The sequence below is a fragment of the Streptomyces sp. BBFR25 genome, from assembly GCF_044590125.1.
GTDB classification, from domain to species: domain Bacteria; phylum Actinomycetota; class Actinomycetes; order Streptomycetales; family Streptomycetaceae; genus Streptomyces; species Streptomyces canus_D.
This window is the reverse complement of sequence record NZ_CP172447.1, coordinates 5,872,281-5,898,355: the sequence shown is the minus strand read 5'-3', so window position 1 is coordinate 5,898,355 and position 26,075 is coordinate 5,872,281. Positions and strand designations below refer to the sequence as shown.

At 72.0% G+C, this 26,075-nt stretch carries 25 protein-coding genes and 1 riboswitch; of the genes, 9 read left to right on the top strand and 16 right to left on the bottom strand.

Annotation, left to right across the window (positions count from 1 at the left end; all coding sequences use genetic code 11):
* Positions 1–314: 314 nt before the first annotated feature.
* From ACGH52_RS27050 to ACGH52_RS27040, 3 genes are all read right to left on the bottom strand, one after another.
* Entirely contained in the window at positions 315–1,112 is a 798-nt protein-coding gene (locus tag ACGH52_RS27050; RefSeq protein ID WP_076976430.1) for an enhanced serine sensitivity protein SseB C-terminal domain-containing protein, read from the bottom strand.
* Positions 1,113–1,280: 168 nt separating this feature from the next.
* Complete coding sequence (locus ACGH52_RS27045) at positions 1,281–2,048, bottom strand: enhanced serine sensitivity protein SseB (protein WP_121703864.1); 768 nt, start codon at positions 2,046–2,048, stop codon at positions 1,281–1,283.
* Between the two features lie 79 nt (positions 2,049–2,127).
* Positions 2,128–2,796: an AAA family ATPase gene (locus tag ACGH52_RS27040; protein ID WP_059302271.1), complete on the bottom strand. Its 669-nt coding sequence runs from the start codon at positions 2,794–2,796 to the stop codon at positions 2,128–2,130.
* Positions 2,797–2,973: 177 nt separating this feature from the next.
* A riboswitch (glycine riboswitch) is annotated at positions 2,974–3,067 on the top strand.
* Between the two features lie 155 nt (positions 3,068–3,222).
* Between ACGH52_RS27040 and gcvT the strand changes: the two genes are divergently transcribed.
* From gcvT to ACGH52_RS27015, 5 genes are all read left to right on the top strand, one after another.
* Positions 3,223–4,356, top strand: coding sequence for a glycine cleavage system aminomethyltransferase GcvT (gcvT, locus tag ACGH52_RS27035; RefSeq protein ID WP_399943060.1), 1,134 nt, complete (start codon positions 3,223–3,225; stop codon positions 4,354–4,356).
* 111 nt (positions 4,357–4,467) lie between these two features.
* On the top strand, positions 4,468–4,845 hold the full coding sequence (gene gcvH, locus ACGH52_RS27030; protein ID WP_059302269.1) for a glycine cleavage system protein GcvH: 378 nt from the start codon (positions 4,468–4,470) through the stop codon (positions 4,843–4,845).
* A 14-nt stretch (positions 4,846–4,859) separates the two neighbouring features.
* The gene (glyA, locus tag ACGH52_RS27025) at positions 4,860–6,122 is read left to right on the top strand and encodes a serine hydroxymethyltransferase (protein WP_210974404.1); all 1,263 of its coding nucleotides are present in this window, start codon (positions 4,860–4,862) and stop codon (positions 6,120–6,122) included.
* Between the two features lie 100 nt (positions 6,123–6,222).
* Positions 6,223–7,590 carry an L-serine ammonia-lyase gene (locus ACGH52_RS27020; RefSeq protein ID WP_399943056.1) on the top strand — a complete coding sequence of 456 codons (1,368 nt, stop codon included), beginning with the start codon at positions 6,223–6,225 and terminating at the stop codon, positions 7,588–7,590.
* Positions 7,591–7,693: 103 nt separating this feature from the next.
* Entirely contained in the window at positions 7,694–9,103 is a 1,410-nt protein-coding gene (locus ACGH52_RS27015; protein ID WP_121700880.1) for an MFS transporter, read from the top strand.
* Positions 9,104–9,181: 78 nt separating this feature from the next.
* Here the strand turns inward: ACGH52_RS27015 and ACGH52_RS27010 are convergent, their stop codons facing one another.
* Positions 9,182–9,916 (bottom strand): D-Ala-D-Ala carboxypeptidase family metallohydrolase, encoded by a 735-nt coding sequence (locus ACGH52_RS27010; protein WP_059302265.1) that lies wholly within the window; start codon positions 9,914–9,916, stop codon positions 9,182–9,184.
* A 179-nt stretch (positions 9,917–10,095) separates the two neighbouring features.
* On the opposite strand from ACGH52_RS27010, the gene ACGH52_RS27005 reads away from it, so the two are divergent.
* On the top strand, positions 10,096–10,653 hold the full coding sequence (locus tag ACGH52_RS27005; RefSeq protein ID WP_076976423.1) for a glycoside hydrolase family 25 protein: 558 nt from the start codon (positions 10,096–10,098) through the stop codon (positions 10,651–10,653).
* 8 nt (positions 10,654–10,661) lie between these two features.
* On the opposite strand, the gene ACGH52_RS27000 is transcribed toward ACGH52_RS27005, so the two are convergent.
* The 3 genes from ACGH52_RS27000 to ACGH52_RS26990 form a co-directional block, all read right to left on the bottom strand.
* Positions 10,662–11,333, bottom strand: coding sequence for an NADPH-dependent F420 reductase (locus tag ACGH52_RS27000; RefSeq protein ID WP_399946885.1), 672 nt, complete (start codon positions 11,331–11,333; stop codon positions 10,662–10,664).
* Positions 11,334–11,474: 141 nt separating this feature from the next.
* Entirely contained in the window at positions 11,475–11,687 is a 213-nt protein-coding gene (locus ACGH52_RS26995) for an EF-hand domain-containing protein (RefSeq protein ID WP_059302262.1), read from the bottom strand.
* Positions 11,688–11,735: 48 nt separating this feature from the next.
* Positions 11,736–12,650 (bottom strand): MerR family transcriptional regulator, encoded by a 915-nt coding sequence (locus ACGH52_RS26990; protein WP_076976420.1) that lies wholly within the window; start codon positions 12,648–12,650, stop codon positions 11,736–11,738.
* Between the two features lie 48 nt (positions 12,651–12,698).
* Between ACGH52_RS26990 and ACGH52_RS26985 the strand changes: the two genes are divergently transcribed.
* Positions 12,699–13,337, top strand: coding sequence for a GNAT family N-acetyltransferase (locus tag ACGH52_RS26985; protein ID WP_399943051.1), 639 nt, complete (start codon positions 12,699–12,701; stop codon positions 13,335–13,337).
* 28 nt (positions 13,338–13,365) lie between these two features.
* On the opposite strand, the gene ACGH52_RS26980 is transcribed toward ACGH52_RS26985, so the two are convergent.
* The 5 genes from ACGH52_RS26980 to ACGH52_RS26960 all read right to left on the bottom strand — a co-directional run bounded on the left by ACGH52_RS26980 (position 13,366) and on the right by ACGH52_RS26960 (position 18,369).
* The gene (locus tag ACGH52_RS26980) at positions 13,366–13,980 is read right to left on the bottom strand and encodes an ADP-ribosyltransferase (protein WP_059302259.1); all 615 of its coding nucleotides are present in this window, start codon (positions 13,978–13,980) and stop codon (positions 13,366–13,368) included.
* A 97-nt stretch (positions 13,981–14,077) separates the two neighbouring features.
* Positions 14,078–14,581 (bottom strand): ATP-binding protein, encoded by a 504-nt coding sequence (locus tag ACGH52_RS26975; protein WP_059302258.1) that lies wholly within the window; start codon positions 14,579–14,581, stop codon positions 14,078–14,080.
* Positions 14,582–14,869: 288 nt separating this feature from the next.
* Positions 14,870–15,637 carry an enoyl-CoA hydratase/isomerase family protein gene (locus tag ACGH52_RS26970; protein WP_059302257.1) on the bottom strand — a complete coding sequence of 256 codons (768 nt, stop codon included), beginning with the start codon at positions 15,635–15,637 and terminating at the stop codon, positions 14,870–14,872.
* A gap of 124 nt (positions 15,638–15,761) precedes the next feature.
* A complete protein-coding gene (locus ACGH52_RS26965; RefSeq protein WP_076976417.1) occupies positions 15,762–16,964 on the bottom strand; it encodes an Ig-like domain-containing protein in 1,203 nt (400 codons plus the stop codon).
* A 154-nt stretch (positions 16,965–17,118) separates the two neighbouring features.
* Positions 17,119–18,369: an Ig-like domain-containing protein gene (locus tag ACGH52_RS26960; RefSeq protein WP_121703008.1), complete on the bottom strand. Its 1,251-nt coding sequence runs from the start codon at positions 18,367–18,369 to the stop codon at positions 17,119–17,121.
* A 155-nt stretch (positions 18,370–18,524) separates the two neighbouring features.
* Between ACGH52_RS26960 and glgX the strand changes: the two genes are divergently transcribed.
* Positions 18,525–20,822 (top strand): glycogen debranching protein GlgX, encoded by a 2,298-nt coding sequence (gene glgX / locus ACGH52_RS26955; protein WP_399943047.1) that lies wholly within the window; start codon positions 18,525–18,527, stop codon positions 20,820–20,822.
* A 149-nt stretch (positions 20,823–20,971) separates the two neighbouring features.
* Entirely contained in the window at positions 20,972–22,390 is a 1,419-nt protein-coding gene (locus tag ACGH52_RS26950) for a sulfatase (RefSeq protein ID WP_399943044.1), read from the top strand.
* 15 nt (positions 22,391–22,405) lie between these two features.
* Here ACGH52_RS26950 and ACGH52_RS26945 read toward each other — a convergent pair whose 3' ends face one another.
* From ACGH52_RS26945 to ACGH52_RS26930, 4 genes are read right to left on the bottom strand one after another with little or no spacing between them, the layout of a single operon-like run.
* Positions 22,406–23,080 (bottom strand): response regulator transcription factor, encoded by a 675-nt coding sequence (locus ACGH52_RS26945; RefSeq protein ID WP_121703005.1) that lies wholly within the window; start codon positions 23,078–23,080, stop codon positions 22,406–22,408.
* A complete protein-coding gene (locus ACGH52_RS26940; protein WP_399943040.1) occupies positions 23,070–24,323 on the bottom strand; it encodes a sensor histidine kinase in 1,254 nt (417 codons plus the stop codon). Before ACGH52_RS26940 ends, ACGH52_RS26945 begins: the two co-directional genes overlap by 11 nt.
* 26 nt (positions 24,324–24,349) lie before the next feature.
* On the bottom strand, positions 24,350–25,099 hold the full coding sequence (locus ACGH52_RS26935; RefSeq protein WP_121703003.1) for an ABC transporter permease: 750 nt from the start codon (positions 25,097–25,099) through the stop codon (positions 24,350–24,352).
* Positions 25,096–25,998 carry an ABC transporter ATP-binding protein gene (locus ACGH52_RS26930; protein ID WP_399943036.1) on the bottom strand — a complete coding sequence of 301 codons (903 nt, stop codon included), beginning with the start codon at positions 25,996–25,998 and terminating at the stop codon, positions 25,096–25,098. The genes ACGH52_RS26935 and ACGH52_RS26930 overlap by 4 nt, the downstream gene beginning before the upstream one ends.
* Positions 25,999–26,075: the final 77 nt, after the last annotated feature.

Below are 26,075 nucleotides of genomic sequence, written 5' to 3'. Positions count from 1 at the left end.
CCTCTCAACCGGCGGTAGCCGGCCCGCACTTGCCGCTGTAGCGGCGTGATCCAGTCCGTCGTACAAAGAGGCGAGCATCCACCCCTTGTTGCGGGAGTCTTCAACGCTTTGGCGATCTGTAGCCAGACTTGACGGGGAATGGATGCGCAACCGTGATGCTGTTTGAGGTGTTCCGTTATCCGGACAGTGGGTAACGGGGGCCGGACACGGGCGAGTTGGGACATCGGGGACAAGAGGGTGCTTTGCGTCGTCATCTACGCGCGAAGATCGCCTCTTCCGGCAGGGGTCCGCGGGGTCCGCGAACCCCGCGGCCCTCAGTACCGGCTACCGGCCGGAGGGTATCCGTACCCGCCCGCCGGCGCCTGGGCGGGGGCGGCCGCGTGGGCCTCGCGGTCGTAGAACGGGCGCGCGTTGGCACGCAGCCACAGGGCGACCGGGTCGTGGGCGTCGGTCATCGCCACCGTCGACACCGGCAGCCCGTCCGGCACCGCGCCGACGGACTGCTGCATCATCGCGCGCACCGCGTCGACGGCCGGCGGGGAGGTGTCGTACACGTCCAGACCGATGGCGAGGTACGGCGCCCCCAGCGCCGGCTGCACCCAGGCACGGCGCAGCGCGCGGACCGCCGGGGTGCGGTGGGCGTTCTGCGCGAGCAGGGCGTAGAACTGCGGGATCTCGATGGCCGGTTCGGACAGCCGCAGGGGCCCGGCGGGCTGGCGGTCCAGGCCGGAGGCGATGCGGCGCAGGTCGAGCCAGGGAATGCCGACGCCGCCGCCGGGGGCGTGCGGGTTGAGCCAGAGGCCGTAGTGGTCCGGGTAGAGGGCGCGGGCGACCTCCAGGCCGTCGACCACTTCGTACGACCGGTTCCAGCCGCTGGCCGACAGCTCCTGGGCGGAGGTGACGCAGGGCGCGTAGCCGTAGCCTTCGACCTCCATGTTCCCGTACTGGGCGTCCGGAGAGCCGGCCTGGCCGTGCCACAGCAGCATCCAGACCTGGCCGGAGGCGGGGGTGGCGAGGGCGCGCAGCAGGGCCTCGTAGGCGTCGTAGCGCCCGGGCGTCACCTGGCGCAGCATGTGCTCGACCTGTCCGGTCGTGGTGCCGCTGGCGCTCACGTGTATCGCCCCTTCGAGAGTTCCCCCGGTGTCGGGTCCAGCTTAAGGCTCCGCCGGGTGCGGGGGTGCCTAGGAGCTCGGGGCTCCTTGCCGTCCGGCGGGTGCGGGTTTCGTCGTGGTTGATCGCGCCGTTCCCCGCGCCCCTGGGTGAGTTCTCCCAACCGGCGTTTACAGGCCGCTGTTGTAGAACGGCCTGACCTTTTCGCGCATCCAGTCGCAGACCGGGTCCTGGGCCGCCTCCAGGAGGATCAGGTTGACCTGCCATTTCAAGGGGGACTTGGCGAGGGCTCGGCCGAGGGCGTCCAGGGGGAGGGCGCGGGCGTCGCCCTCCCAGTGGGTGAGTTCGACGCCGACGAACAGGACCGGGTCGGCGGTCTCGACGGCGGCCAGGCAGCGGCGCGCGCTGCGTACGACGCCGATGGCGGCGAACTCGGCGGAGGCCGCGGCCAGGAAGTCCACCGGGTCGTCCTGCCAGTCCGGCTCGAAGAGGCGGACCCGGCCGCCGGAGGAGGGCCCGTCCAGCGGCGTGCGTCCGGCCCGGCACAGCTCGGCCACGGCGGGCGGCGGCAGCGGGATGCCGACCACGCCCTCCGGGTTCACCGCGATGCCGACCTGCGGGGGCAGGCCGCGGGCGAACTCCGCGGCGGGGGCGATGGTGTACGCCATGTGCGCCCCCGCGACCTGGCGCAACTGCTCCTCGGAGCTGAACACCGGCACGTACGCCTGGCCGTCGATCTCCAGCGAGGGCAGGTCGAGGGGGCCGCTGTGCGGGCCGCCGCCGTTGGGCAGGGGTATCCACAGGAAGCTGCGGCCGAGAACCTCCACGATCCGGCCACCGGCCGAGGGGATACCGAGGGAGGCGGACAGCACCTCCTCCAGCTCGTTGCCTGGCCATCCGCCGTGCGGGTGGGGGTGCGCCTGTGCCGGGAAGTCCATCTGCCTACCTACCGCCTGCCTGGTACCGCCGTTCGTGGCTGAAAGGCTAACCCGTTCGATCCCGGGGCCCTACCCTGCGTCACCCCGTGAAGGCGATGCGGCGGAGGGTGTCGGCCGCCGCCCGGTCGAGGACGACCGCCGAGGCGCAGCCGGCGGGCAGGGTGCCTTCGGTCACCTCGCGCAGCAGGCGGGAGTTGGCCGTGCGGTGCCGCAGGAACGCGTACCGCGAGACGCCGCGGCCGCGCTCGCGCTGGCCGGCCAGGGCCTCGCCGGGAGCGACGTCGAGGAGCAGCAGGTGCAGGGTGCCCTCCCGGCGGCGGGCCTCGCGGGCCAGCCAGGCGCGCACCCAGGCCTGGGTGCCGCAGTCGTGCACGACGACGCCCTCGCCGGAGCGCAGCGCGCGGCGCAGCCCCGCGTAGTGGGCGAGGCGGACGAGCGGGCGGTAGAGCGCGTACGGCAGGAAGCGCGGCATGCGGCGGTCCCAGCGGTCGCGGGTGTCCTGGGAGTCGATGCGGCCGCCGCGCACGGTGCGCCGCATCAGCGTGGACTTGCCGCTGCCGGGCAGGCCGGTGATCACCACCAGGTCCCGGGGTCCGAAGAGCAGGGCGTGCGGGCTGCGGCCGTCGCGGTCCCGCAGATCGCGGACGACGGGTGCGGTCAGTGGGGCGCATGCCTCGGGGGCCGGAGCGGCGGGCTGCTTGGGCAGCGCGAGTCCGGAGGTCGTGGCGTACGCCGTGGTCCTGTTCACCGTGATCGTCCTCCCCTGGGGCGGTACACGAGTACCTCCCCGTCGAGTGTAAAGAGAAGGTAATGCGCGGGTCTCGCGTTTTCGTTCGCTTACTGCCACAAGCCGGTTACAGATCACGGTCTGCCACGGATGAGCCGGGCGTGCAATGATGGCGGCGCCAACTGCATACCGGCCGTTTGAATCCGCGCGGGAGAGTCCCCGGCCGCGCCGGGGCGCCGAAGGAGCAAGTCCCTCCCTTGAATCTCTCAGGCCCCGTTACCGCGCGGGCGAGGCACATCTGAAAAGCGGACCGCCCCCGACGGCGGTCCCACCCAAGGTGCAAGCCCTGATCGCCGTACTCCGGTGGCCGTGGCGAACCTCTCAGGTTCCGATGACAGATGGGGAGGACCGACCTCGCCCCGTCCTGTCCTGGGAGACGACCGACCGATGAGCAGTACCGAACTGCGCCGTACCGCGCTCGATGCCACGCATCGCGCACTGGGCGCGACGATGACCGACTTCGCCGGCTGGGACATGCCCCTGCGCTACGGCTCCGAGCGCGAGGAACACGTCGCGGTGCGCACCCGCGCCGGTCTCTTCGACCTCTCGCACATGGGTGAGATCACCGTCACCGGGCCGCAGGCGGCCGAGCTGCTGAACCACGCGCTGGTCGGCAACATCGGCAGCGTGAAGCCGGGCCGGGCCCGCTACACCATGATCTGCCGCGAGGACGGCGGCATCCTGGACGACCTGATCGTCTACCGGCTGGGAGAAGCCCAGGCCGCCTCTTCTCACTACATGGTGGTCGCCAACGCCTCCAACGCCCAGGTCGTGCTGGACGCGCTGACCGAGCGGGCGGCGGGCTTCGAGGCCGAGGTGCGCGACGACCGGGACTCCTACGCGCTGCTCGCCGTGCAGGGCCCGGAGTCCCCGGGCATCCTCGCCTCGCTCACCGACGCCGACCTGGACGGCCTGAAGTACTACGCCGGGCTGCCCGGCACGGTCGCCGGGGTCCCGGCGCTGATCGCGCGCACCGGCTACACCGGCGAGGACGGCTTCGAGCTGTTCGTGAAGCCGGAGCACGCCGTCGAGCTGTGGCAGGCGCTGACCCGGGCGGGCGAGGGCGCCGGGCTGATCCCGTGCGGCCTGTCCTGCCGGGACACGCTCCGCCTGGAGGCGGGCATGCCGCTGTACGGCAACGAGCTGTCGACCGCGCTGACGCCGTTCGACGCCGGTCTGGGCCGGGTGGTGAAGTTCGAGAAGGAGGGCGACTTCGTCGGGCGCGCCGCGCTGGCCGAGGCCGCCGAGCGCGCCGCTTCCGAGCCGCCCCGGGTCCTGGTCGGCCTGGTCGCCGAGGGCCGCCGGGTGCCGCGCGCCGGGTACCCGGTCGTCGCCGGCGGCGAGGTGATCGGCGAGGTGACCTCCGGCGCCCCGTCCCCGACGCTGGGCAAGCCGATCGCCATGGCGTACGTCGACCCCGCGCACGCGGCCCCGGGCACGGAGGGTGTCGGTGTGGACATCCGGGGCAGCCACGAGCCGTACGAGGTCGTGGCGCTGCCGTTCTACAAGCGCCAGAAGTAGACACTGGGCGGCGCCGGCCCCCTGTGTCCCGGGCGGCGTCGCCGCCGTGTGACGTACCGCCCCACCACCCCCTTCACCAGCCACTTCCTCGCGTACAGGAGAATTCAGGCCATGAGCAACCCCCAGCAGCTGCGCTACAGCAAGGAGCACGAGTGGCTGTCGGGCGCCGAGGACGGCGTCTCGACGGTCGGCATCACGGAGCACGCGGCCAACGCGCTCGGTGACGTCGTCTTCGTGCAGCTTCCCGAGGTCGGCGACTCGGTGACCGCGGGCGAGACCTGCGGCGAACTGGAGTCGACCAAGTCCGTCTCCGACCTGTACTCGCCCGTCTCCGGCGAGATCACCGAGGTCAACGAGGACGTCGTCAACGACCCGTCGCTGGTGAACAGCGCCCCCTTCGAGGGCGGCTGGCTGTTCAAGGTGCGGATCTCGGACGAGCCGGCCGACCTGCTCTCCGCCGACGAGTACACCGCCTTCACCGCCGGCTGAGGAGTCCCGACCGCATGTCGCTTCTGAACACACCCCTGCACGAGCTGGACCCCGACGTCGCCGCCGCCGTCGACGCCGAGCTGGACCGCCAGCAGTCCACCCTCGAGATGATCGCCTCGGAGAACTTCGCCCCGGTCGCGGTCATGGAGGCCCAGGGCTCGGTCCTCACCAACAAGTACGCCGAGGGCTACCCCGGCCGCCGCTACTACGGCGGCTGCGAGCACGTCGACGTGGTCGAGCAGATCGCCATCGACCGGGTCAAGGCGCTCTTCGGCGCCGAGCACGCCAACGTGCAGCCGCACTCGGGCGCCCAGGCCAACGCGGCCGCGATGTTCGCGCTGCTCAAGCCGGGCGACACGATCATGGGTCTGAACCTCGCCCACGGCGGGCACCTGACCCACGGCATGAAGATCAACTTCTCCGGCAAGCTCTACAACGTCGTCCCCTACCACGTCGGCGACGACGGCCAGGTCGACATGGCCGAGGTGGAGCGCCTCGCCAAGGAGACCAGGCCGAAGCTGATCGTGGCCGGCTGGTCGGCCTACCCGCGTCAGCTGGACTTCGCCGCGTTCCGCAAGGTCGCGGACGAGGTCGGCGCGTACCTCATGGTCGACATGGCGCACTTCGCCGGTCTGGTCGCGGCGGGCCTGCACCCGAACCCGGTGCCGCACGCCCACGTCGTCACCACCACCACCCACAAGACGCTGGGCGGCCCGCGCGGCGGTGTGATCCTCTCCACGGCCGAGCTGGCCAAGAAGATCAACTCCGCCGTCTTCCCCGGTCAGCAGGGTGGCCCGCTGGAGCACGTGGTGGCCGCCAAGGCCGTCGCCTTCAAGGTCGCCGCGAGCGAGGACTTCAAGGAGCGCCAGGGCCGTACGCTGGAGGGTGCCCGCATCCTGGCCGAGCGCCTGGTGCGGGACGACGCGAAGGCGGCGGGCGTGTCCGTCCTGACCGGAGGCACGGACGTGCACCTGGTCCTGGTCGACCTGCGCGACTCCGAGCTGGACGGACAGCAGGCCGAGGACCGCCTCCACGAGGTCGGCATCACGGTCAACCGCAACGCCGTCCCGAACGACCCGCGTCCGCCGATGGTGACCTCCGGTCTGCGCATCGGTACGCCGGCCCTGGCGACCCGCGGCTTCACCGCCGAGGACTTCGCCGAGGTCGCGGACGTGATCGCCGAGGCGCTGAAGCCGTCCTACGACACCCAGGCCCTCAAGGCCCGGGTGAAGGCCCTGGCCGACAAGCACCCGCTGTACCCGGGTCTGAACAAGTAGACACCGCGCCCGAGGGGTGGGGCGCCGCATCCGCCACAAGCGGCCGGGCGCCCCGCCCCTCGGCACCCCCTCCGCACCACCCCCGTTCTGAGGAGTCCCCGTGGCCATCTCGGTCTTCGACCTGTTCTCGATCGGCATCGGCCCGTCGAGCTCCCACACGGTCGGCCCGATGCGCGCGGCCCGCATGTTCGCCCGCCGCCTGCGCAACGAGGAGCTGCTGGACTCCGTCGCCTCGGTCCGCGCCGAGCTGTACGGCTCGCTCGGCGCCACCGGCCACGGCCACGGCACCCCCAAGGCGGTGCTCCTCGGTCTGGAGGGCGACTCCCCGCGCACGGTCGACGTGGAGACGGCCGACGAGCGCGTCGAGACGATCAGGACCTCGGGCCGCCTCCGCCTCCTCGCCGAGCACGAGATCTCCTTCTCCTACGACGACGACATGGTCCTGCACCGCCGCAAGGCCCTCCCCTACCACGCCAACGGCATGACGCTGTGGGCGTACGACGCCGAGGGCACCGAGGTGCTGACCAAGACCTACTACTCGGTCGGCGGCGGCTTCGTCGTCGACGAGGACGCGGTGGGCGCCGACCGGATCGTGCTCGACGACACGGTGCTCAAGTACCCCTTCCGCACCGGCGACGAGCTGCTGCGCCTGGCCAAGGAGACGGGCCTGTCCATCTCCGCCCTGATGCTGGAGAACGAGCGGGCCTGGCGCGACGAGGACGAGATCCGCGAGGGCCTGCTGGAGATCTGGCGGGTGATGCGGGCGTGCGTGGAGCGCGGCATGACCCGCGAGGGCATCCTGCCGGGCGGCCTGAAGGTCCGCCGCCGCGCCGCCAACACCGCGCGCAAGCTGCGCTCCGAGGGCGACCCGCTGGCCCTGTCCATGGAGTGGATCACCCTCTACGCCATGGCCGTGAACGAGGAGAACGCGGCCGGCGGCCGGGTCGTCACCGCCCCCACCAACGGCGCGGCCGGCATCATCCCGGCGGTCCTGCACTACTACATGAACTTCGTGCCCGGCGCCGACGAGGACGGCGTGGTCCGCTTCCTGCTCGCCGCGGGCGCCATCGGCATGCTCTTCAAGGAGAACGCCTCCATCTCCGGCGCCGAGGTCGGCTGCCAGGGCGAGGTCGGCTCCGCCTGCTCGATGGCGGCCGGCGCCCTCGCCGAGGTGCTGGGCGGCACCCCGGAGCAGGTGGAGAACGCCGCCGAGATCGGCATGGAGCACAACCTCGGCCTCACCTGCGACCCGGTCGGCGGCCTGGTCCAGATCCCCTGCATCGAGCGCAACGGCATGGCCGCGGTCAAGGCGGTCACGGCGGCCCGGATGGCGATGCGCGGCGACGGCTCCCACAAGGTGTCCCTCGACAAGGTCATCAAGACCATGAAGGACACCGGCGCCGACATGTCGGTCAAGTACAAGGAGACGGCGCGGGGCGGGCTCGCGGTGAACATCATCGAGTGCTGAGGACACAGACAGCGGCTGTCTCACATCGTGACATCCGCTTTCCGAAAAACAAGACGACTGAGATCGTTGCAGGGCCCATGTTTCGCGCGTGAAAGACCGAGCCATGCCCGCACCAGCCTCCGGCCCAGCGTCCCAGCCACCCGTCAACCCCCGGTCCCGGGTCCTCATCGCCAGCCTCATGGGCACGACGATCGAGTTCTACGACTTCTACATCTACGCGACCGCCGCCGTCCTCGTCTTCCCGAAGCTCTTCTTCCCGAGCAGCGACCCCACCACGGCCCTGCTGTCGTCGTTCGCGGTCTTCGGCGCCGCGATGGTCGCCCGGCCGATCGGCGCCGTCTTCTTCGGACACCTCGGCGACCGGCTCGGCCGCAAGAAGACGCTGGTCGTCTCGCTGCTCACCATGGGCATCGCCACCTTCCTCATCGGCGCCCTGCCGACCTACGCCCAGGCCGGCTGGGTCGCCACCGCGCTGCTCGTGCTGATGCGGCTCGCGCAGGGCTTCGCGCTCGGCGGCGAGTGGAGCGGGGCCGCGCTGGTCGCGACCGAGAACGCGCCCCGGGGCAAGCGCGCCCTGTACGGGACCTTCCCGCAGCTGGGCGCCCCGCTCGGCTTCATCATCGGCAACGGCCTGTTCCTGATCATCGGGGCGCTGCTGCCCTCGGACGCCGGCGCCGACCCCACCCAGCCCTCCGAGGCCTTCGCGAGCTGGGGCTGGCGCATCCCGTTCCTGTTCTCCGCCGTGATGGTCGCGATCGGCCTGTGGGTGCGCTCGCGGCTCGTCGAGTCCACGGTGTTCGCCAAAACCCGCGAGGCCGGCAAGGTTCAGAAACTCCCGCTGGCCACCGTGGTCCAGGGCCACTGGAAGCAGCTGGTCCTCGGCACCTTCATCATGCTGGCCACGTACGTGCTCTTCTACCTGATGACCACGTTCTCGCTGAGCTACGGCCGCGCCGCGAAGGACGCCGACGTGCCGGGGCTCGGCTACAGCTACACCACGTTCGTCCTGATGATGATCTTCGGCGTGGTGTTCTTCGCCGTCTTCACCCTGGTCTCCGGCCCGCTCGCCGACAAGTACGGACGCCGCGCCACCCTGATCTGGATCACCGCCGCGATCGTGGTCTTCGGCCTGGTCTGGGTGCCCCTGATCGGTCTGGGCACGCTCGGCGTGGTGCTGTGGCTGGTGCTCGGCTTCACGCTGATGGGCATGACCTTCGGCCCGATGGGCGCGCTGCTGCCGGAGCTGTTCCCGACGAGTGTGCGCTACACCGGATCCGGCATCGCGTACAACGTCAGCTCGATCCTCGGCGCGGCCGTCGCCCCGTTCATAGCGGTGGCGCTGTGGGAGGCCGGTGACGGATCGCCGTGGCTGGTCGGCGTCTACCTCTCCGCGATGGCCGTGCTGACGCTGACCGCCCTGCTGCTCGGCAAGGAGACCAAGGACGTCTCCCTGGACGAGGGCGAGCCCGACTCCGCCGAGGAGAGCCCCCGGACGGCCGCGGTCGCCTCCTGAACCCGCCGGTCCGCCCGGCGCCGTCCGCCACCGCCGTACGCCGAGCGCCTCGACGCCCGGCGTACGGTCACCGGCGGCTCAGATGCCGCAGTTCGGGGCCGACCAGTACGGCGACGGGTCGAAGGCCACGTGGGTGTGGTCGTTGTGGCCTGGGTAGCCCGGGCCGAGGATCTCCGAGAAGCCGTGGGTCCTGGACTGCTGGGCGAGCCGGCAGAAGCTGGGCGAGCCGGTGAGGTCGGCGGCGTCGCCGTAGAGGTGGCGGCTGGTGGACGAGCCGCCCACCGCGCTGTTGCAGGCACGGGAGCGGAAACCGCTGGAGATCGTGATCGGCACGTCGCCGAGGGCGTGCCGCATCGCCTCCAGCTTCCACATGGTCTTCAGCGCGTTCGCCTTGGCGGTGGCGGCGGAGACCGCGCCGCCCGACCAGTCCGAGTTGCACTTGTTCAGCTCCGCGTAGGAGAAGTGGACGGGTGTGCAGTCCGCGTCCTGGAGCGCGTAGATCTTGCTGAAGGTCGCCGGGCCCGCGACGCCGTCCGCGCCCAGCCCGTAGGCGGCCTGGAACTTCTTGACGGCGGCGGCGGTCCGGGCGCCGTACTGGCCGTCGTAGGAGAGCCGTTCGCCGGAGGTGACCCAGCCCGCGACGCGGATCTGGAGCTGCGTCACGTCGCTGCCGGAGGAGCCCTGGGAGAGGGTGCGGTTCCAGGTGTAGCAGGAGTCGGCGTGCGCGGTGCCGGCGGTGGCGCCCACCCCGGCCACCGCCCCAGCCATGAGCATGACAAATGAGAGAAGGAGACGTGACACGCGTCTGAACATCCCGGCCTCCCGACCGTCGAGTCGTCCATGAACCGGAGCCCAGCGTGGGGCACCGCGCTACGCGCGTCAATGGCGCCCGGGCGAAGCGAAGTCGACGTTTCCGCTTCGAGTGGGGATCGGCCGTGCCATCGTGGGGAATAACCAACTCCCGTCCCCCCACAGCCCCTCAGGGAGGCCCCATGCTGCGCGGCATCGACGTCAGCGCCTACCAGTCCTCCAGTTACGACACCGACGGCCTCTCCTTCGTCTTCGTGAAGGCGACGGAGGGCCGTTCGTACGTCAACCCCAAGCTCTCGGCCCAGACGAAGCGGGCCCGCGACGCCGGACTCGTCGTCGGCTTCTACCACTTCCTGTGGCCGGGCAACCTCACCGCCCAGGCCGAGTACTTCGTCTCCAAGGCCCCCGACCGCAAGGGCGACATCCTCGCCGTCGACTGGGAGACGAACGGCGAGGGCACCCACCCGAGCAACGCGGAGAAGGACAGCTTCATCCGGAAGCTGAAGGCGCTGCGGCCGGACAACCGGATCGTCCTCTACTGCAACCGGAACTTCTGGCTGAACATCGACACCACCTCGTACGCGGGCGACGGCCTGTGGATCGCCGACTACGTCTCGGCGGGCAAGCCGCGCATCCAGGCCAAGTGGCGCTTCCACCAGTACACCGACGACCCGGTCGACACCAACGTGGCGGACTTCGCGAGCAGGGCCGCGCTCAAGGAGTGGGCCCAGAGCGCCTGAGGGCCGGATCAGCCCCGGAAGGCCGCGGGACGCTCCGGGGACGCCTCCGCCAGCGCCTTGGTGACGCCGTCGACGCCCTCGCGCAGGCCGTAGACCGGGGTGTCCGGCTGCTGGCGCCAGGAGTCGTCGATGCCGCCCGCGTCGACGGTGTCGAAGCCCAGCTCGTCGATCAGGGCGCGGACCTTCGTCTTGGCTGCCTCGTCGTCACCGGCCACCGGGAGCGCCATACGGTCGGGTGCGTCGGCCGGACGGGGGCGGTCCAGGATGTCCTGGGCGTAGGTGCCGTTGAAGGCCTTGATCACCGGGTGGCCGAGGTGGCGTTCGGTCCAGCGGCTCTCGGTGAGGCCCTCGTCCTCGATGCCCGCGATCCTGCCGTCCCGCTGCTGCGGGTAGTAGTTGCCGGTGTCGATGACCGCGACGCCCTCCGCCGCCCCGTCCAGGACGCCGGACGGCAGGTCCGGGACCCGCTTCTGCGGGACCGTGACGACCACGATCTCGGCGCCGCGCGCCGCCTCCTCCACCGGCACCGGGGTGGCGCCGGTCTCCTCGGCCAGCGCGGTGAGCGTGTGCGGCCCGCGCGAGTTGGCGACGGAGACGTCGTGCCCGAGGGCGGTGAGCCGCCGGGTGAGGTTGCCGCCGATGTTGCCCGCGCCGATGATGCCGATCTTCATGATGCCGATCGCCTGGCCTTTCGGAGGTCGTGTCACGCGGAGCCCGACGGCTCACGCCCGTGACCAGCCCAACCTCCGGCCGGGGTGAGCTATTCCGCGACGGGGTCGCCCGTCCGGGTGATCGGCGGGCGCCCCTTGGTCGCGGCGTCGTTACTTGTTCAGGTGGGCCCAGAACTCGTCGAACGACAGCTGCTTGTCGCCGTCGAGGTCGCGGCCGGCGATGATCGCCTCGGCCACCGACTCGGTGACGTTCCAGTCGCCGCCCTGGGCGAGCGCGGACTTGAACTCGGCCGCGGTGATGAGGCCGTCCCCGTCCGTGTCGATCCGCTCGAACTGCTTGCGTGCTTCCTCGATGTCGGCCACCGGTCCGCCCCTCGTTCCGTGCATTGGGTCCATCTGACGCAGGTCAGATTAACCGGACGTCCGAGCGCCCAGTGCGGCGACCACCCACCTGAACTGCTCCTCGTGGGCGGAGGGGGGCTCCAGGCCGTTCACGATCGCCGACAGTTCCCGGTAGCGGGCGAGCCGGACGTTGGTCACCGCGGTGAGGCGTTCGAGTACGACGGCGGGGTCGGCGTCGCCGATCAGCGCGCGCACGATGTCGGCGGCCCGCGGCGAGTCCGGTGCGACGCCCTCGCGCAGGGCGTCGCCCGCGAGCTGCACCAGGCGGCTCACGAACCACAGCGAGGAGCCCGCGGGGACGTCCGGCCCCCGGTCCGCCGCGTTGAACTCGATCATCCGGCGCATCGTCCCGCGGAACTCCGGGTCCTGGATCAGCTCGGCCAGCTCCACCCAGGCGTCCACCTGCTCCGAAGTGGGTTCGTCGGGCAGGTCGGCGGCGGCGAAGCGCAGGCGGGTGCGGATGTCGGGGTCCGCGGTGTCGATACCGGCGAACACCTCGGCCATGAAGTCCTCGATGATGCGCCGCCGTTCGGCGGCGGACAGTCGGGCCAGCTTGTTCATCAGGGTCATCTCCTCGGCGGTCGAGCCGCGTCGTGCCACGGTGGACAGCACCGCGCGGGTCACCCTCAGCGAGCTGATCTGGGCGTCCAGGGCACTCACGTGCGCCGCCGCGACCTGGGCGACGGTGGTCTCTCCGGCCAGGACGCGGCGTACGGCGTCCAGGCCGAGGCCCAGTTCGCGCAGGGTCCGGATCAGCTCCAGGCGGGCGACGGACGCGGCGTCGTAGAGCCGGTAGCCGCCCGGGGAGCGGGTGACCGGGGGCAGGGCGCCCTCGTCGGACCAGTAGCGGATGGTGCGCGCCGTGAGTCCGGTGGTGCGCGCCAGTGCGCCGATGGTCATGAGGCCGGTGCCGTCGTCGGTCATGTCTGGGAGTCTGTGCCTTCCAGTGGGTGGAGACTCAAGGAGCGCAGTGTGGCGGAGAGCCTGCGGGACATTCTGGACGCGGCGGCGCGGGGAGCGTTCCCGCCCGCGGACGGCGGGACGAGCGTGGTGCCGCAGCCCGGTGGGCGGGACGCGGGGGTCATCGCCTTCACGGCGCACTCGGTCGTCTTCACCGACGAGGACGAGGGGTGGGTGCGCAAGACCCTGGCGTCGCTGCGCTGCGATCCCCTGGCCGCGACGATGAACGCCCGGTTCCTGGCGGCGTTCGCGGAGCGCACGGGACGGACGACGGACACGATCGACGTGCTGCTGACCGGTGCCCCGCTCCCTGGGCGCCCGGAGGTCGCGCTGACGGAGGTCGCCGATCCGGGGCATCCCCGCGTGGTCGCGGCCCGGCGGCGTCGCGACGGGGTGCGGGTGTGGGCGGCGGACGGCGGGGTGCTGGTGCTGGGCCGCGGGGTGGCCGGGCGGCTGGAGGTTGCCGTGGAGGTGGCGGAGGGCGCCCGGCACCGGGGGCTGGGGCGGCTGCTGGTGACGGCGGCGCGGCAGCTGGGCGGGGGTGAGCCGGTGTGGGCGCAGGTGTCGGCGGGGAACGCCCGCAGTCTGCGGGCGTTCCAGGCGGCGGGTTACCGGCCGGTGGGTTCGGAGGCGCTGTTCCTGCGGTCCTGAGCCGCGGCCGTCCTCTGGGCGGGGCCGGTCAGTGCCAGGGCTGGTAGTGCGGGTTGCTCTCGCAGTCGCTCATGATCTCGGTCTTGGTCTGCCGGTCGACCGGGCAGACGCCGATGATGTACTTCCGCTGGATGCCGCCGGGGAAGGCGACCTCGACCTGGTCGGCCCACTTGTGGGTGTCGCCGATGGTCTTGTTGACGTCGATGCCGCCGGGGGCGTCGATGTAGTAGTTGTAGCCGGACTTGTACCAGGTCTTGTAGAGGTCGTGGTCGTAGCTCGTCGAGACGTACGGCGAGGGCTGGTTGACCAGGACGTACTTCTCGACGTCGTACTGGCCGTTCTCGACGTCCTTGGCGTGGAAGCCCTCTTCGAAGACGACCTGCGGGCCGCGGCTGTCGCTGCGGTAGAGGGTGCCGCAGGTGGTGCGCCAGACCGGCTCGGGGGTGATGCGGTCGATGTCGACGCCGCGGTCGGCTGCGGCCTTGGTCTTGTCGTCGAACTGGGGGCAGGCCGGTGCGGCCTTGGCGGGGGCGGCCGAGGGGGCCGGGGCGGCTCCGGGTGCGGTGGCGGCGGTGGTGGCGAGGACCGCGGAGAGCGACAGGACGGCGGCGGCGGTCCGTCGGCGCAGGCGAGTGGTGATCATGCGGATACGATCCCGGCTGCGGAGGGTCGCGTTCCGGATTCTCACCCGTAGGTGGCGTGTCCCGCGAACCGGCTTGCTTTCAGCGGCACATGGGCTCTCAGCGGTCCACGACCCGCATCTCGAACCAGGTGGTCTTCCCGCGCGGCAGCAGGTCCACGCCCCACCGGTCGGAGAGCTTGTCGACGAGGAAGAGGCCGCGTCCGCTGATGTCCGTCTCCTGCACCGGCATCAGACAGGGCAGCCCCCGGGAGGGGTCGCGGACCTCGACGCGGATCCAGCCGGGGCGGCGGCGCATGCGGAGGCCGAAGATCCGGGCGCCGGTGTGGCGTACGGCGTTGCCGACCAGCTCGGAGACGAGCAGGACGGCGTCCTCCGTGACCTTGGGGCCGAGCTGCCACTGGCGCAGGGCGACGACCTGGGCCAGTCGGCGGGCGGTGGCGGCGGACTCGGGGCGGGAGGGTAACGGAACCTCGCGCTCCGTCGGGTTGCCGAACAGTTCCAGCGCCTTGAGCGCGCGTTCGTCCTCGACCGCCGGCGACCAGCGCGCCGCGGTCGCACGTCCGGCTCCCCGCGGCAGTTCCGTACCATCCAGCCCCGCCATGCCCCCATCATGGCCGCCCTCGGCGGGCTCCGGGGCCGTTCCCGGGGAATAGGCCCCCGCGGGAGCCGGGCCCGGCGACGGTCGATCGGCATATGCCGCAGGCAGTTCGGGGTCGGAAACAGCCCCACTGACCTGCGAGAACGGCTCGGCCGGAGACAAGCGACGGACTCCCTCGACAAGACGCGCTTAATGGTGCGTTAAGGCTGCCATAAACCGCCCCATCGAGGGACCCGGATCAGACACCGCGTCAATTGCAAGGGGTGCGGGGCGACTTCGGACGAGGCACCGTCAGAGGAACTTCGCCTTGCCGGGGCCCTCTTCCACGAAGCTGCGCATCCCGCGTTCTCGGTCCTCCGTGGCGAACAGGCCCGCGAACCAGTTGCGCTCGACGGCGAGACCGGTCTCGATGTCCGTCTCGAGACCGGTGTCGATCGCCTCCTTCGCCGCGCGCAGCGCGATGGCGGGGCCCTTGGCGAGCCGCGCGGCCCAGGCGTGTGCCTGCTCGTAGACCTCGGCGGCCGGGACCACCCGGTCCACCAGGCCGAGCGCCAGCGCCTCGTCGGCCTTCACCTGGCGGCCGGTGAAGATGAGGTCCTTGGCCTTGGAGGGGCCGATCAAGCGGGACAGCCGCTGGGTGCCGCCCGCGCCCGGGATCAGGCCGAGCAGGATCTCGGGCTGGCCCAGCTTGGCGTTCTCCCCCGCGATGCGGAAGTCGGCGCAGAGGGCGAGTTCGCAGCCGCCGCCCAGCGCGTAGCCGGTCACCGCCGCGACCACCGGCTTGGGGATGCGGGCCACCGCCGTGAAGGAGTCCTGCAGGGCGCGGGACCGCGCGATCATCGCCGCGTGGTCCATCACCTGCATCTCCTTGATGTCCGCGCCCGCCGCGAACACCTTCTCGCCGCCGTGGATCACCACGGCGCGTACGTCCTCGCGCCGGGTGATCTCCTCGGCCAGCTCCTTCAGCCGGTCCTGGGTGGCGACGTCCAGTGCGTTCATGGGCGGGCGGTCCAGGCGCAGCGTTCCGACGCCGTCCGCGACTTCGAGATGTACGGTCATGCTCCGCAGGTTAGCGGGCGTTCACTGCCCGTGGGACTGCGGGTGCGTCGTCGGCGTCATGGCCGGTGGTGGGTTGCTCGCGCAGGTCCCCGCGCCCCTTTGGGCGCGGGGACCGTCCCGGCGCTCACGCCTTCCACTTCTCCCAGGACATGTTCCAGCCGTTGAGGCCGTTGTCGGGGGCGATGGTGGCGTCCTCGGAGTTCTTGACGACGACCACGTCGCCGATGAGCGAGTTCTCGAAGAACCAGCGGGCCGGGGCCCCCTTGTCCCAGCCGCCGCGCACGTCGCGCAGGCCGATGCAGCCGTGGCTGGCGTTGCTGTTGCCGAAGACGTCGCCGCCCCAGTAGTTGCCGTGGATGAAGGTGCCGGAGGTGGACAGGCGCATGGCGTGCGGGACGTCCTTGATGTCGTACTCGCCGCCGTAGCCGACGGTCTCGCCGTTCATCCGGGTCACCGGGAGCCGCTCGGTGATGACCATCTGGCCGTTCCAGGTCTCGTAGCCGGGCGCGCCGGTGGTGACGGGGATGGTCTTGATCGTCTTGCCGTCCCGCACGACCTTCATCGTGTGCTTCTTGGCGTCCACGACGGAGACCTGGCTGCGGCCGACGGTGAAGGAGACGGTCTTGGCCTGCTCGCCGTAGACGTCCTCGCGGCCCTCGACGCCGTCGAGGTTGAGGTCGACGGTGACCTTGGTGCCGGCCTTCCAGTACTTCTCGGGGCGGAAGTCGAGGCGGTCGTTGCCGAACCAGTGGCCCTCGACCTCGACGGCCGGCTCGGTCTTGACGGTGATGGCCTTCTCGACGTCCTCGGGGTTGGTGATGCCCCGGGTGAAGCGGATCGAGAACGGCATGCCGACGCCGACCTTCGAGCCGTCCTCCGGAGTGAAGGTGCCGACGAAGGTGTTCTTCGGCGTCAGGGTGGTGAAGCGGGAGTCCTCGGCGGCGGTGCGGCCCTCGGAGTCCTTGGCGACCGCGTGCACGCTGTACGTGGTGGCGGCGGCCAGGTGGGTGGACGGCGTCCAGGTGGCGCCGTCCCCGGATATCTTCCCGTCGATCTTCGCGCCCTTGCCGTCCTTGACGACGACCTCGGTGAGCTTGCCCTTCGCGGCGCCGACCTTCAGGGCGCCGTTGGTGTCGACGGCCTCGGCCCCGTTCGCGGGAGCGATGGTGACGACGGCCGCGGACTGCTCGCCCTGTGCCGCGGTGGAGTCCTTGGCCTTCTCCCCCTTGCCGTCCCCGGCCCCCGAGCCCGAGCCGCTCCCACCGCACGCGGTGACGGTCAGCATCAGCAGCCCGAGTACCGCCCCCGCTATCGGACGCACGTTCACCTTGATCTCCCCTCGCCGGGCCTGGTCCGGCCCGCACCCCAGTGCGCCAGCGCGCACCGGCGCATCGTAACCGCAGGCCAGGGGGTCGGGGGACAGGTGAATTGTCACCGTTCCGTACCGAGTTGGCGGGGGGTGCCGCGAGGCGCGGCCGGTGTCACTTCACCGCGCTGCCCGCCTTCCATTGCTTCCACTTCATGTTCCAGCCACTGAGGCCGTTGTCGGGGGCCACGGTCTTGTCCTTGCTGCGGACCACCTCGACGACGTCGCCGATGAGGCTGCGGTCGAAGAACCAGCCCGCCGGGGTGTCGGACCCGCCGCCCTTGTCGTCGCGCAGTCCGACGCAGCCGTGGCTGACGTTGGCCCGGCCGAAGGTGTCGGCGGGCGCCCAGTAGTTGCCGTGCAGGAAGGTGCCCGAGCTGGTCAGGCGGATGGCGTGCGGGACGTCGGGGATGTCGTACTCGCCGCCGAAGCCGACCGTGCGGCTGTTCATGCGGGTGACCTCCAGCATCTCGGTGATCACCATCCGGCCGTTGTAGGTGGGCGTCGTCGGTGCCCCCGCGGTGATCGGCACGGTGGCCAGCAGGGTGCCGTCCCGGCGCACCTCCATGGTCCGCTCGGCCGCGTCGACGCGGGAGACCTGGCTGCGGCCGACGGTGAAGGAGACCTTCTTGTGCTGGAGCCCGTAGACGCCCTTGGCGCCCTCGACGTCCCGCAGGTCCAGGTCGACGGTGACCTCGGTGCCGGGCTTCCAGTACTCCTTGGGACGGAAGTCGAGGCGGTCCTTGCCGAACCAGTGGGGGCGGATCTCGGTGGCGGGCTTCGCGGTGACCGTGACGGCGCGTTCGACGGCGGCGCGGTCGGTGATCTCCCGGTTGAACTCCAGCGAGACGATCATGCCGGTGCCGACGACCGAGCGGTTCTCGGGGGCGACGTAGGCGATGAAGCGTTCCTCGGGGACCTCGGTGGTGAACGTGGTGTGCCGGGCGGAGCGGTGTCCGCCGCCGTCCAGGGCGACGGCGTCGACCGTGTACTTGGCGGCGAGCGCGAGCCGGTCGTCGTCGGGCCGCCAGCTGAGGCCGTCCTCGGAGATCCGGCCGGGCACCGGGGTCTCCTGCGCGTCCTGCGACCGGACGACCCGCACCGATTCCAGGCGCCCGTCGGGCACCCGCACCGACAGCTTCCTGTCCGGCCGGACGGCCTTGCTCCCGTCGTCGGGGGTGACGCGGATGACGTCCTCGGCGGCGGGCTGTTTGCCGAACATCTCGCCGATGCCCGAGCCGATCCCGGACCCGGCGCCGCCGCCGTCCGAGGTGCATCCGGCGGCTGCGGCCAGCAGTCCCGCGCATGTCAGTAGGGCGGCCAGAGCGGCGCCCGCGCGCCGTGCGCGCTCGTGTACGTGCCTCACATCCACCCGTAACGACCGGTCGGCCCTGGGGAAACGTGAGTGCGAGCCACCCGGTGGGCAGAACTGTGGGGAGGACGACGCGACGGGGAGCAGCGGCCGGGACGCCGCACGCCCTCCTGCCGGACGTCGTTCCACGAGCCGTGGGAGGCTGACAGGTGTCCAGCGCAGCCGAGCAGGAGGCGGTGCCCGGGGAGCGGGCCGCCGCGGGCGGGCGGCCGGTGGCGGACGGGCGGGCCGCCTCGGACGGTCACCCCGCCGTCGTGGTGAACGGCGGGCGGCGCGCCGCGCCGCCGCCCGCCGTGCCGGCCCGGCCGGGCACTCCGGTGCCGCTGGGCGCCCGGTTCCGGACCGGGCCCGACCAGGTGGCGGGGACCAACTTCGCGCTGTGGGCGGGCGGAGCGGAGGCGGTGGAGCTGTGCCTGTTCGACGGGCCGGGCCCCGGTGCCCGCGAGAGCCGGGTGCGGCTGACCGAGCTGACCCACGAGATCTGGCACGGCTTCGTGCCGGGCGTCCGGCCCGGGCAGCGCTACGGCTACCGGGTGCACGGCCGCTGGGACCCGTGGACCGGCGCCCGCTGGAACCCGGCGAAGCTGCTCCTCGACCCGTACGCCCGCGCCGTGGACGGCGACTTCGGCCTGCCGTCCGAGGTGTACGGCCATGTGCGGGACTGGCCGGAGCAGCGGGTGGCGGACACCGTGCGCGACGACCGGGACTCGGCGCCGTTCGTCCCCAAGGGCGTCGTGGTGCACGACGACGACGACTGGTCGGACGACCGCAGACCCAAGACACCGTGGGCGGACTCGGTCATCTACGAGCTGCACGTGCGCGGCTTCACCAAGCTCCACCCCGGCATCCCGCCCGAGTCGCGCGGCACGTACGCGGGCCTCGCACACCCCGCGGCGATCGAACACCTGACGCGGCTCGGGGTGACGGCGGTGGAGCTGCTGCCGGTGCACCAGTTCGCGCACGAGAGCCACCTGCTGGACCGCGGCCTGAAGAACTACTGGGGCTACAACTCGGTCGGCTACTTCGCCCCGCACGCCGCCTACGCCGCCTCCGGCACCACCGGTGAGCAGGTCGGCGAGTTCAAGCGGATGGTGCGCGCGCTGCACGCGGCCGGCATCGAGGTGATCCTCGACGTGGTCTACAACCACACGGCGGAGGCGGGCGAGCTGGGCCCGACGCTCTCCCTGAAGGGCATCGACAACCGCGGCTACTACCGCCTGCAGCCCGACGCCCGCCGGTACGCCGACTACACCGGCTGCGGCAACACCCTGCACGTCGTCCAGCCGCACGTGCTGCGCCTGATCACCGACTCGCTGCGCTACTGGGTCACCGAGATGGGCGTGGACGGCTTCCGCTTCGACCTGGCGGCGGCGCTGGCCCGCTCGATGCACGACGTCGACATGCTCTCCCCGTTCCTCGCGGTGATCGCGCAGGACCCGGTGCTGCGCCGGGTGAAGCTGATCGCCGAGCCGTGGGACGTCGGCTCGGGCGGGTACCGGGTGGGCGCCTTCCCTCCTCTGTGGACCGAGTGGAACGACCGCTACCGCAACGCGGTGCGGGACTTCTGGCGCCACGCGCTGCCGGACGTACGGGAGATGGGGTACCGCCTGTCGGGGTCCAGCGACCTGTACGCGTGGGGCGGGCGGCGGCCGTACGCCTCGGTCAACTTCGTCACCGCGCACGACGGCTTCACGCTCCGCGACCTCGTGTCGTACGAGCGCAAGCACAACGAGGCCAACGGCGAGGGCAACCGGGACGGCACGGACGACAACCGGTCCTGGAACTGCGGCACGGAGGGGGAGACGGACGACGCCGAGGTGCGTGCGCTGCGGCGGCGCCAGCTGCGCAACCTGCTGACCACGCTGCTGCTGTCGACCGGGGTGCCGATGCTGGTCGCGGGCGACGAGATGGGCCGCACCCAGCGCGGGAGCAACAACGCCTACTGCCAGGACAATGAGACCAGCTGGGTGGACTGGAGCCTGCTGGACGACCCTCAGTGGCGCCCCCTGTTCGCGCTGGCCTCACGCCTGATCGCGCTGCGCCACCGGCACCCGGTGCTGCGCCGCCGGGCCTTCTTCTCCGGCCGCGCGCACTCCGCGGACGGCCTGCGCGATCTGGCCTGGTTCACCGCGGTCGGCACGGAGATGACGGAGCGGGACTGGTACGCCCCCGCCGCCACCCTCGGCATGTACCTGTCCGGCAGGGACATCCCGGGCCGCGACGAGCACGGCGATCCGATCACCGACGACAGCTTCCTCGCCGTCCTGCACGCGGGCGAGGAGCCGGCCGGCTTCGTCCTGCCGGGCGCCCCGTGGGCGGAGCGGTACGAGGTGGTCGTCGACACCGGCCGGGAGGAGCAGAGCGAGGAGCCCGACACCACGTACCCCGCGGGGACCGCGATCACGGTCCCGGCCCGGACGGTGCTGCTGCTGCGGGCAAGCGGCTGAAGTCGTGCTCCGAAGCCGAATGTTGCCTCCCGTTTCGGCTCGGTGAACGCGGCGCCGATCTTCTTGACCGGGTCTCCGCGTGCCTGGAAACGTCCCTGGTCGGCGCCTCTTCGGGCGCACCTCCGACCTCGTCCTCCAGGGGATCACGCATGCCCGAGATGTCCCGCCGCCTCTTCGGCTCTCTGGTCGGCGGCGGCGCGGTGAGCGCCGTCGCCGGTACGTCCGCCACCGCCGAGGCCGCCACGCCCGCCACGGTCACGGCTCCCACCGAGCGCCCGTTCGCGGCACGCACCGGGGCCCGGCCCGGCAAACGCCCCAACATCCTGTTCATCCTCGGCGACGACCTCGGCTGGGCCGATCTGTCCTCGTACGGCGCCCCACACATCAGGACGCCGCACCTGGACCGGCTCGCCGCGCAGGGCGTGCGGTTCACCCAGGCGTACTCGGGGTCGGCGACCTGCTCCCCCACCCGGTTCAGCCTCTACACCGGACGCTACCCGGGCCGTACGAAGGGCGGGCTCGCGGAGCCGATCGGCGACCGCGGCCAGGGCCTGGACCCGAACCACCCGACCCTCGCCTCCCTGCTGAAGCGGGCCGGCTACGCCACCGCGCTGATCGGCAAGTGGCACTGCGGCTGGCTCCCCGACCACAGCCCGACCAAGTCCGGCTGGGACGAGTTCTTCGGCAACTTCGGCGGTGCGCTGGAGTACTTCTCCAAACTGGGCCAGCTCGGCGACTACGACCTGTACGAGGGCGACGCCACGTACAAGGACCTGCGCTACTACACCACCGTCCTCACCGAGCGGGCCGTCGAGTACATAGGCCGCGAGCACGACCGGCCCTGGCTGCTCAACCTCAACTTCACCACCCCGCACTGGCCGTGGCTGGGCGAGGACGACGAGGAGACCGGCGCCGCGATCGCCGCCGAGGTGCGCGGCGGGAACGTGCTGGGCGCGCTGCTGCACAACGACGGCGGCTCGGTGGAGAAGTACCGGGAGATGGTGGAGAACCTGGACGCCTCGGTCGGCAAGGTGCTCGCCGCGCTGCGCCGCTCGGGCCAGGAGGAGAACACCGTCGTCGTCTTCGCCAGCGACAACGGCGGCGAACGCTTCTCGTACCAGTGGCCGCTCAGCGGCGGCAAGTCCGAGCTGCTGGAGGGCGGCATCCGGGTGCCGACCCTGCTGCGCTGGCCGGCCCGTGTCGAGGGACGGCAGGTCAGCCACGAGCCGGTCTACTCACCGGACTGGACGGCCACCCTGCTGGAGCTGGGCGGCGCGCGTCCGGACCCGGCGTACCCCCTCGACGGGCACAGCCTCGCCGACTACCTGCTGCGTGGCCGCGAGCTGCCCGAACGCGACCTGTTCTGGCGGGTGCGGGGCAACCGCGCGCTGCGGCGGGGCGACTGGAAGTACTACCGGGACGCGCAGGGCCGCGACCATCTGTACGACCTCGCCGCCGACGCCCGTGAACAGGCGGACCTCGCGGCCGACCGGCCGGAGCTGCTGGCCGAGTTGAAGGGGGCCTGGGAGCGGATCGACCGCGAGCTGCTGCCCTATCCGACGGCCTGAGACCCGGCCGGGGCGTCAGCCGAGGATGCCCCGGTCGTACGCCGTCGCGACGGCCGCCGCGCGGTCGTTGACGCCCAGCTTGGCGTAGAGGTGGGTGAGGTGGGTCTTCACGGTGGCCTCGCTGATGAACAGCTCCCGGGCGATCTCCTTGTTGGAGGTGCCGCGCGCCACCAGGGCGAGCACCTCGCGCTCGCGGGCGGAGAGGGGTTCGCCACCGGGGGTCTTCGGGGCGCGGACGGCGGAGACCAGCCGGGAGGCGACCGCCGGGGAGAGGACCGTGCGCCCCTGCGCCGCCGCGCGGACCGCGGTGAACAGCTCCTCGCGGGGCGCGTCCTTGAGGAGGTAGCCGGTCGCGCCGGCCTCGATCGCGGGCAGGGTGTCGGAGTCGGTGTCGTACGTGGTGAGCACCAGCACCCTCGCGCGGGCGCCGCGCCGGGTCAGCTCCCGGATGGCGTCCACGCCCGAACCGCCCGGCATCCGCAGGTCCATGAGGATCACGTCGGGGTCGAGCGCGGCGGCCCGTTCCAGCGCCTCGGTGCCGCCCGCCGCCTCGCCGAGGACGCGGAAGCCGGGTGCGGACTCGAACATGCCGCGCAGGCCGTCGCGGACGACGGGGTGGTCGTCGACGATGAGGAGGGAGATCGCGGCGTCGGTGGCCGCGGTGGCATCGGTCATGGCGTCATCGGTCATGGCGGACCAACGGTACGCGGGCCGAGACGGCCGTGCCGTGCCCCGGTTCCGCCTCCAGCGTGAGCGAACCGGCGATGCGCTCGGCGCGGGTCCGCATGCCGTCGAGGCCGAAGCCGCCGCCGGGGGTGCGTTCGCGGGCGGTCAGCGGGTCGAAGCCCCGGCCGTCGTCGCGGACGTCGAGGGTGACCTCGTCGCCCATGTAGGAGAGGGTGACACCGACCCGGTCGGCGGCGGCGTGACGGGCCGTGTTGGACAGGGCCTCCTGGGCGATGCGCAGGAGCGTGGCGGCGACCTCGTCGTGGAGTTGCTCGGCGGTGCCGGTGACGGTGAACCGGGCCTGGACGCCGGTGCGCTCGCCCCATTCCGTCACCGTCTTCTCCAGCGCGTCCGGCAGTCCGTCGTCGGCCAGCGCGACCGGCGAGAGGTTGTGCACGGAGCGGCGGGCCTCGCCGAGGCTGTGCCGGGCCAGGGCGAGGGCCCGGTCCAGGTGCTCGCGGCCGAGCGCCCGGTCCGGGGTGGCCGCCACGACCTGGAGCTGGGCGATGATGCCGGTCAGGCCCTGGGCGAGGGTGTCGTGGATCTCGGCGGCCAGTCTGCGGCGTTCGTCGGCGACCCCGGCCTCCCGGGCCTGGACGAGGAGCTGGGCGTGGAGGGCGGCGTTCTCGTCGAGGGCCTGCTGGAGCGCGGTGTTGGTGCGCTCCAGTTCGGCGATGGTCTCGACCCGGGCGCGGCTGCGGGCCTCCTCCATCTCGGCGAGGCGGGCGAACACCACGAGGAGTACGATGTTGACCGCGAGGATCGCGCCGAACAGCATCCACCCCGTGGTGTCGTCCGGCGGCATCCCGCCCGACTGCGAGCCCGCGATCGTCACCGCCGTCAGGAAGATCCCCGCCTTGAGCAGCCGGGGCGGCAGGAGCCGGTCCCCCCCGAAGTAGCCGGCGTAGGCGTAGAAGCCGAAGAGCGGGTTGAGCCAGGCCAGGACGAAGGCGACGGCGCAGCGCACGAAGTAGAGGCACCCGCTCACCAGGTTCGGCCCGGGGCGGCTGCGGGCCGTTCTCGTCCACCACAGCTGCGTGCCGACCGCGACCGCGATCAGGGCGGCCGCCAGGTACCACTCGGGCGCGGTCATGCCGACCAGGTCGGAGGCGGCCGCGGCGACGGCCGTGCCGACGGCGAGCAGGCCGTACGGCCCCCACTGGTGGAACGCCGTCCACTGGCGCTCGACGGTGCCCGCTTCGGTCATCGGGCCAGTGTCGGCCATCGGCACGTTCATTCCCAGCGGAACCAGCGCGAGGCCGCCGACGTGAGCAGCACCGTCCAGGCCACCAGCACCGCCAGGTGGGACCAGCCGGGCCAGTCTCCGGCGGCGGCCTCGTTGAGGGCCTGCGCGGCCGCGCCGAACGGGGTCCAGCCCACGATCCGGGCCAGCAGGTCCGGCATGGCCTGCACCGGCAGCCACACGCCCGCGCAGAACATCGCCGGGAACAGCGCGGCCGACCCGACCGCACCGGCGATCTTCGTGGTGCGGGAGAGCGCCGAGAGCACGGCGCCCAGGGAGAGCGCGGCCAGCACGGCCAGCAGCAGTGCCAGGAGGTAGCCGAGGGGCTGCTCGGGCAGAGCCACGTCGAAGGCGAGCCGTCCGACGGCGAGCGCGAGCAGCGCGGAGACCAGGGCGGCCGCGCCGCACACCACCATCTGCGCGGACAGCAGGGCCGCCGGGCGCACCGGCGTGGCGGACATCCGGCGCAGGATGCCGCGCTCCCGGTAGCCGGTGAGGACCTGCGGCATGCCCTGGAGGCCGCCGACGGTCAGACCGAGCAGCACGGCCACCGGCACGTAGGCGTCGACCGGGCGCAGCCCGCCGAAGGAGGGGTCGGCCTCGCGGAAGGACGGAATGGAACCGAGGATCACCAGCAGCAGGGTCGGGAACACCAGCATCCAGAACAGGGCGCCGGGTTCGCGGCGGAACAGGCGCAGCTCGGTCCTCAGTACGGCGGTGTCGAAGACGTCGGTGGTCATGCGGTGGCCTCCGTGAGGTCCAGGAAGGCGTCGTCCAGCGTGGTGTCGGTGACCCGGAGCTGGTGGGCGGTGACGCGGGTGCGGGCGAGCAGGGTGATGACCGCGTTGACCGTCTCGTCGGTGCCGGACAGGGTGACGCGGCCGTCCTTGAACTCGACGGAGGCGAGTTCGGGCAGCGCGCGCAGGTCCGCCTCGGCCAGCGGCGCGGACGGGGTGAAGCTGATGACGGTGGCACCCGCCGAGCGCCGGATCAGTCCGGCCGAGGTGTCCAGCGCGGCGACGCGGCCCCGGTCGATCACCGCGATCCGGTCGCACAGCCGCTGGGCCTCCTCCATGAAGTGGGTGACCAGCAGCACGGTGACCCCGCCCGCGCGGATGTCCTCGATCAGCTGCCAGGTCTCCCGGCGGGCGCGCGGGTCGAGGCCGGTGGTCAGCTCGTCGAGGACGACGACGCGGGGGTCGCCGACCAGCGCCAGTGCGATGAACAGGCGCTGCTTCTGGCCTCCGGAGAGCTTGCCGAACCGGGTGTCCAGCATCGGGGCGAGGTCCAGCCGTTCGGCGAGCGGACGCCAGTCGGCCGGGGCCGGGTAGAAGGCGGCGTACAGCTCCAGGGCCTCGCGGACGGTGAGCTTGGCCTGAAGTTCGCTCTGCTGGAGCTGAGCGCCGAGGACCTCGGCGACCCGACGGTGGTCGGCGACGGGGTCGAGGCCGGTGACCCGGACCCGGCCCGCGTCGGGGACGCGCAGTCCCTCGACGCACTCCACGGTGGTGGTCTTGCCGGCGCCGTTGGGGCCGAGGACGCCGAAGATCTCGCCCTCCTCGACGGCGAAGGACACACCGTCGACGACGGGGCGGCCGCCGTAGGACTTGCGCAGGTCGGTGACTTCTATGACGGGCATGGCACCAGCGTCCCGGCGGGCGCGGGTCCGGCGCATCGGCCGACGCGCTCGAAGGCGCATCGGCCGATCGGTTGATG

Bases quoted from the DNA above. Each gene is read 5' to 3' on its own strand.
- ACGH52_RS26950 (WP_399943044.1), top strand. From the start codon at position 20,972: ATGCCCGAGATGTCCCGCCGCCTCTTCGGCTCTCTGGTCGGCGGCGGC.
- ACGH52_RS26990 (WP_076976420.1), bottom strand. From the start codon at position 12,650: ATGACCGACGACGGCACCGGCCTCATGACCATCGGCGCACTGGCGCGC.
- ACGH52_RS27010 (WP_059302265.1), bottom strand. From the start codon at position 9,916: ATGTTCAGACGCGTGTCACGTCTCCTTCTCTCATTTGTCATGCTCATG.
- ACGH52_RS26935 (WP_121703003.1), bottom strand. From the start codon at position 25,099: ATGACCACCGACGTCTTCGACACCGCCGTACTGAGGACCGAGCTGCGC.
- ACGH52_RS26975 (WP_059302258.1), bottom strand. From the start codon at position 14,581: ATGGCGGGGCTGGATGGTACGGAACTGCCGCGGGGAGCCGGACGTGCG.
- gcvT (WP_399943060.1), top strand. From the start codon at position 3,223: ATGAGCAGTACCGAACTGCGCCGTACCGCGCTCGATGCCACGCATCGC.
- ACGH52_RS26940 (WP_399943040.1), bottom strand. From the start codon at position 24,323: ATGACCGAAGCGGGCACCGTCGAGCGCCAGTGGACGGCGTTCCACCAG.
- ACGH52_RS26930 (WP_399943036.1), bottom strand. From the start codon at position 25,998: ATGCCCGTCATAGAAGTCACCGACCTGCGCAAGTCCTACGGCGGCCGC.
- ACGH52_RS27045 (WP_121703864.1), bottom strand. From the start codon at position 2,048: ATGGACTTCCCGGCACAGGCGCACCCCCACCCGCACGGCGGATGGCCA.
- ACGH52_RS26970 (WP_059302257.1), bottom strand. From the start codon at position 15,637: ATGACCGTACATCTCGAAGTCGCGGACGGCGTCGGAACGCTGCGCCTG.
- ACGH52_RS26980 (WP_059302259.1), bottom strand. From the start codon at position 13,980: ATGATCACCACTCGCCTGCGCCGACGGACCGCCGCCGCCGTCCTGTCG.
- glyA (WP_210974404.1), top strand. From the start codon at position 4,860: ATGTCGCTTCTGAACACACCCCTGCACGAGCTGGACCCCGACGTCGCC.
- gcvH (WP_059302269.1), top strand. From the start codon at position 4,468: ATGAGCAACCCCCAGCAGCTGCGCTACAGCAAGGAGCACGAGTGGCTG.
- ACGH52_RS27015 (WP_121700880.1), top strand. From the start codon at position 7,694: ATGCCCGCACCAGCCTCCGGCCCAGCGTCCCAGCCACCCGTCAACCCC.
- ACGH52_RS26945 (WP_121703005.1), bottom strand. From the start codon at position 23,080: ATGACCGATGACGCCATGACCGATGCCACCGCGGCCACCGACGCCGCG.
- ACGH52_RS27005 (WP_076976423.1), top strand. From the start codon at position 10,096: ATGCTGCGCGGCATCGACGTCAGCGCCTACCAGTCCTCCAGTTACGAC.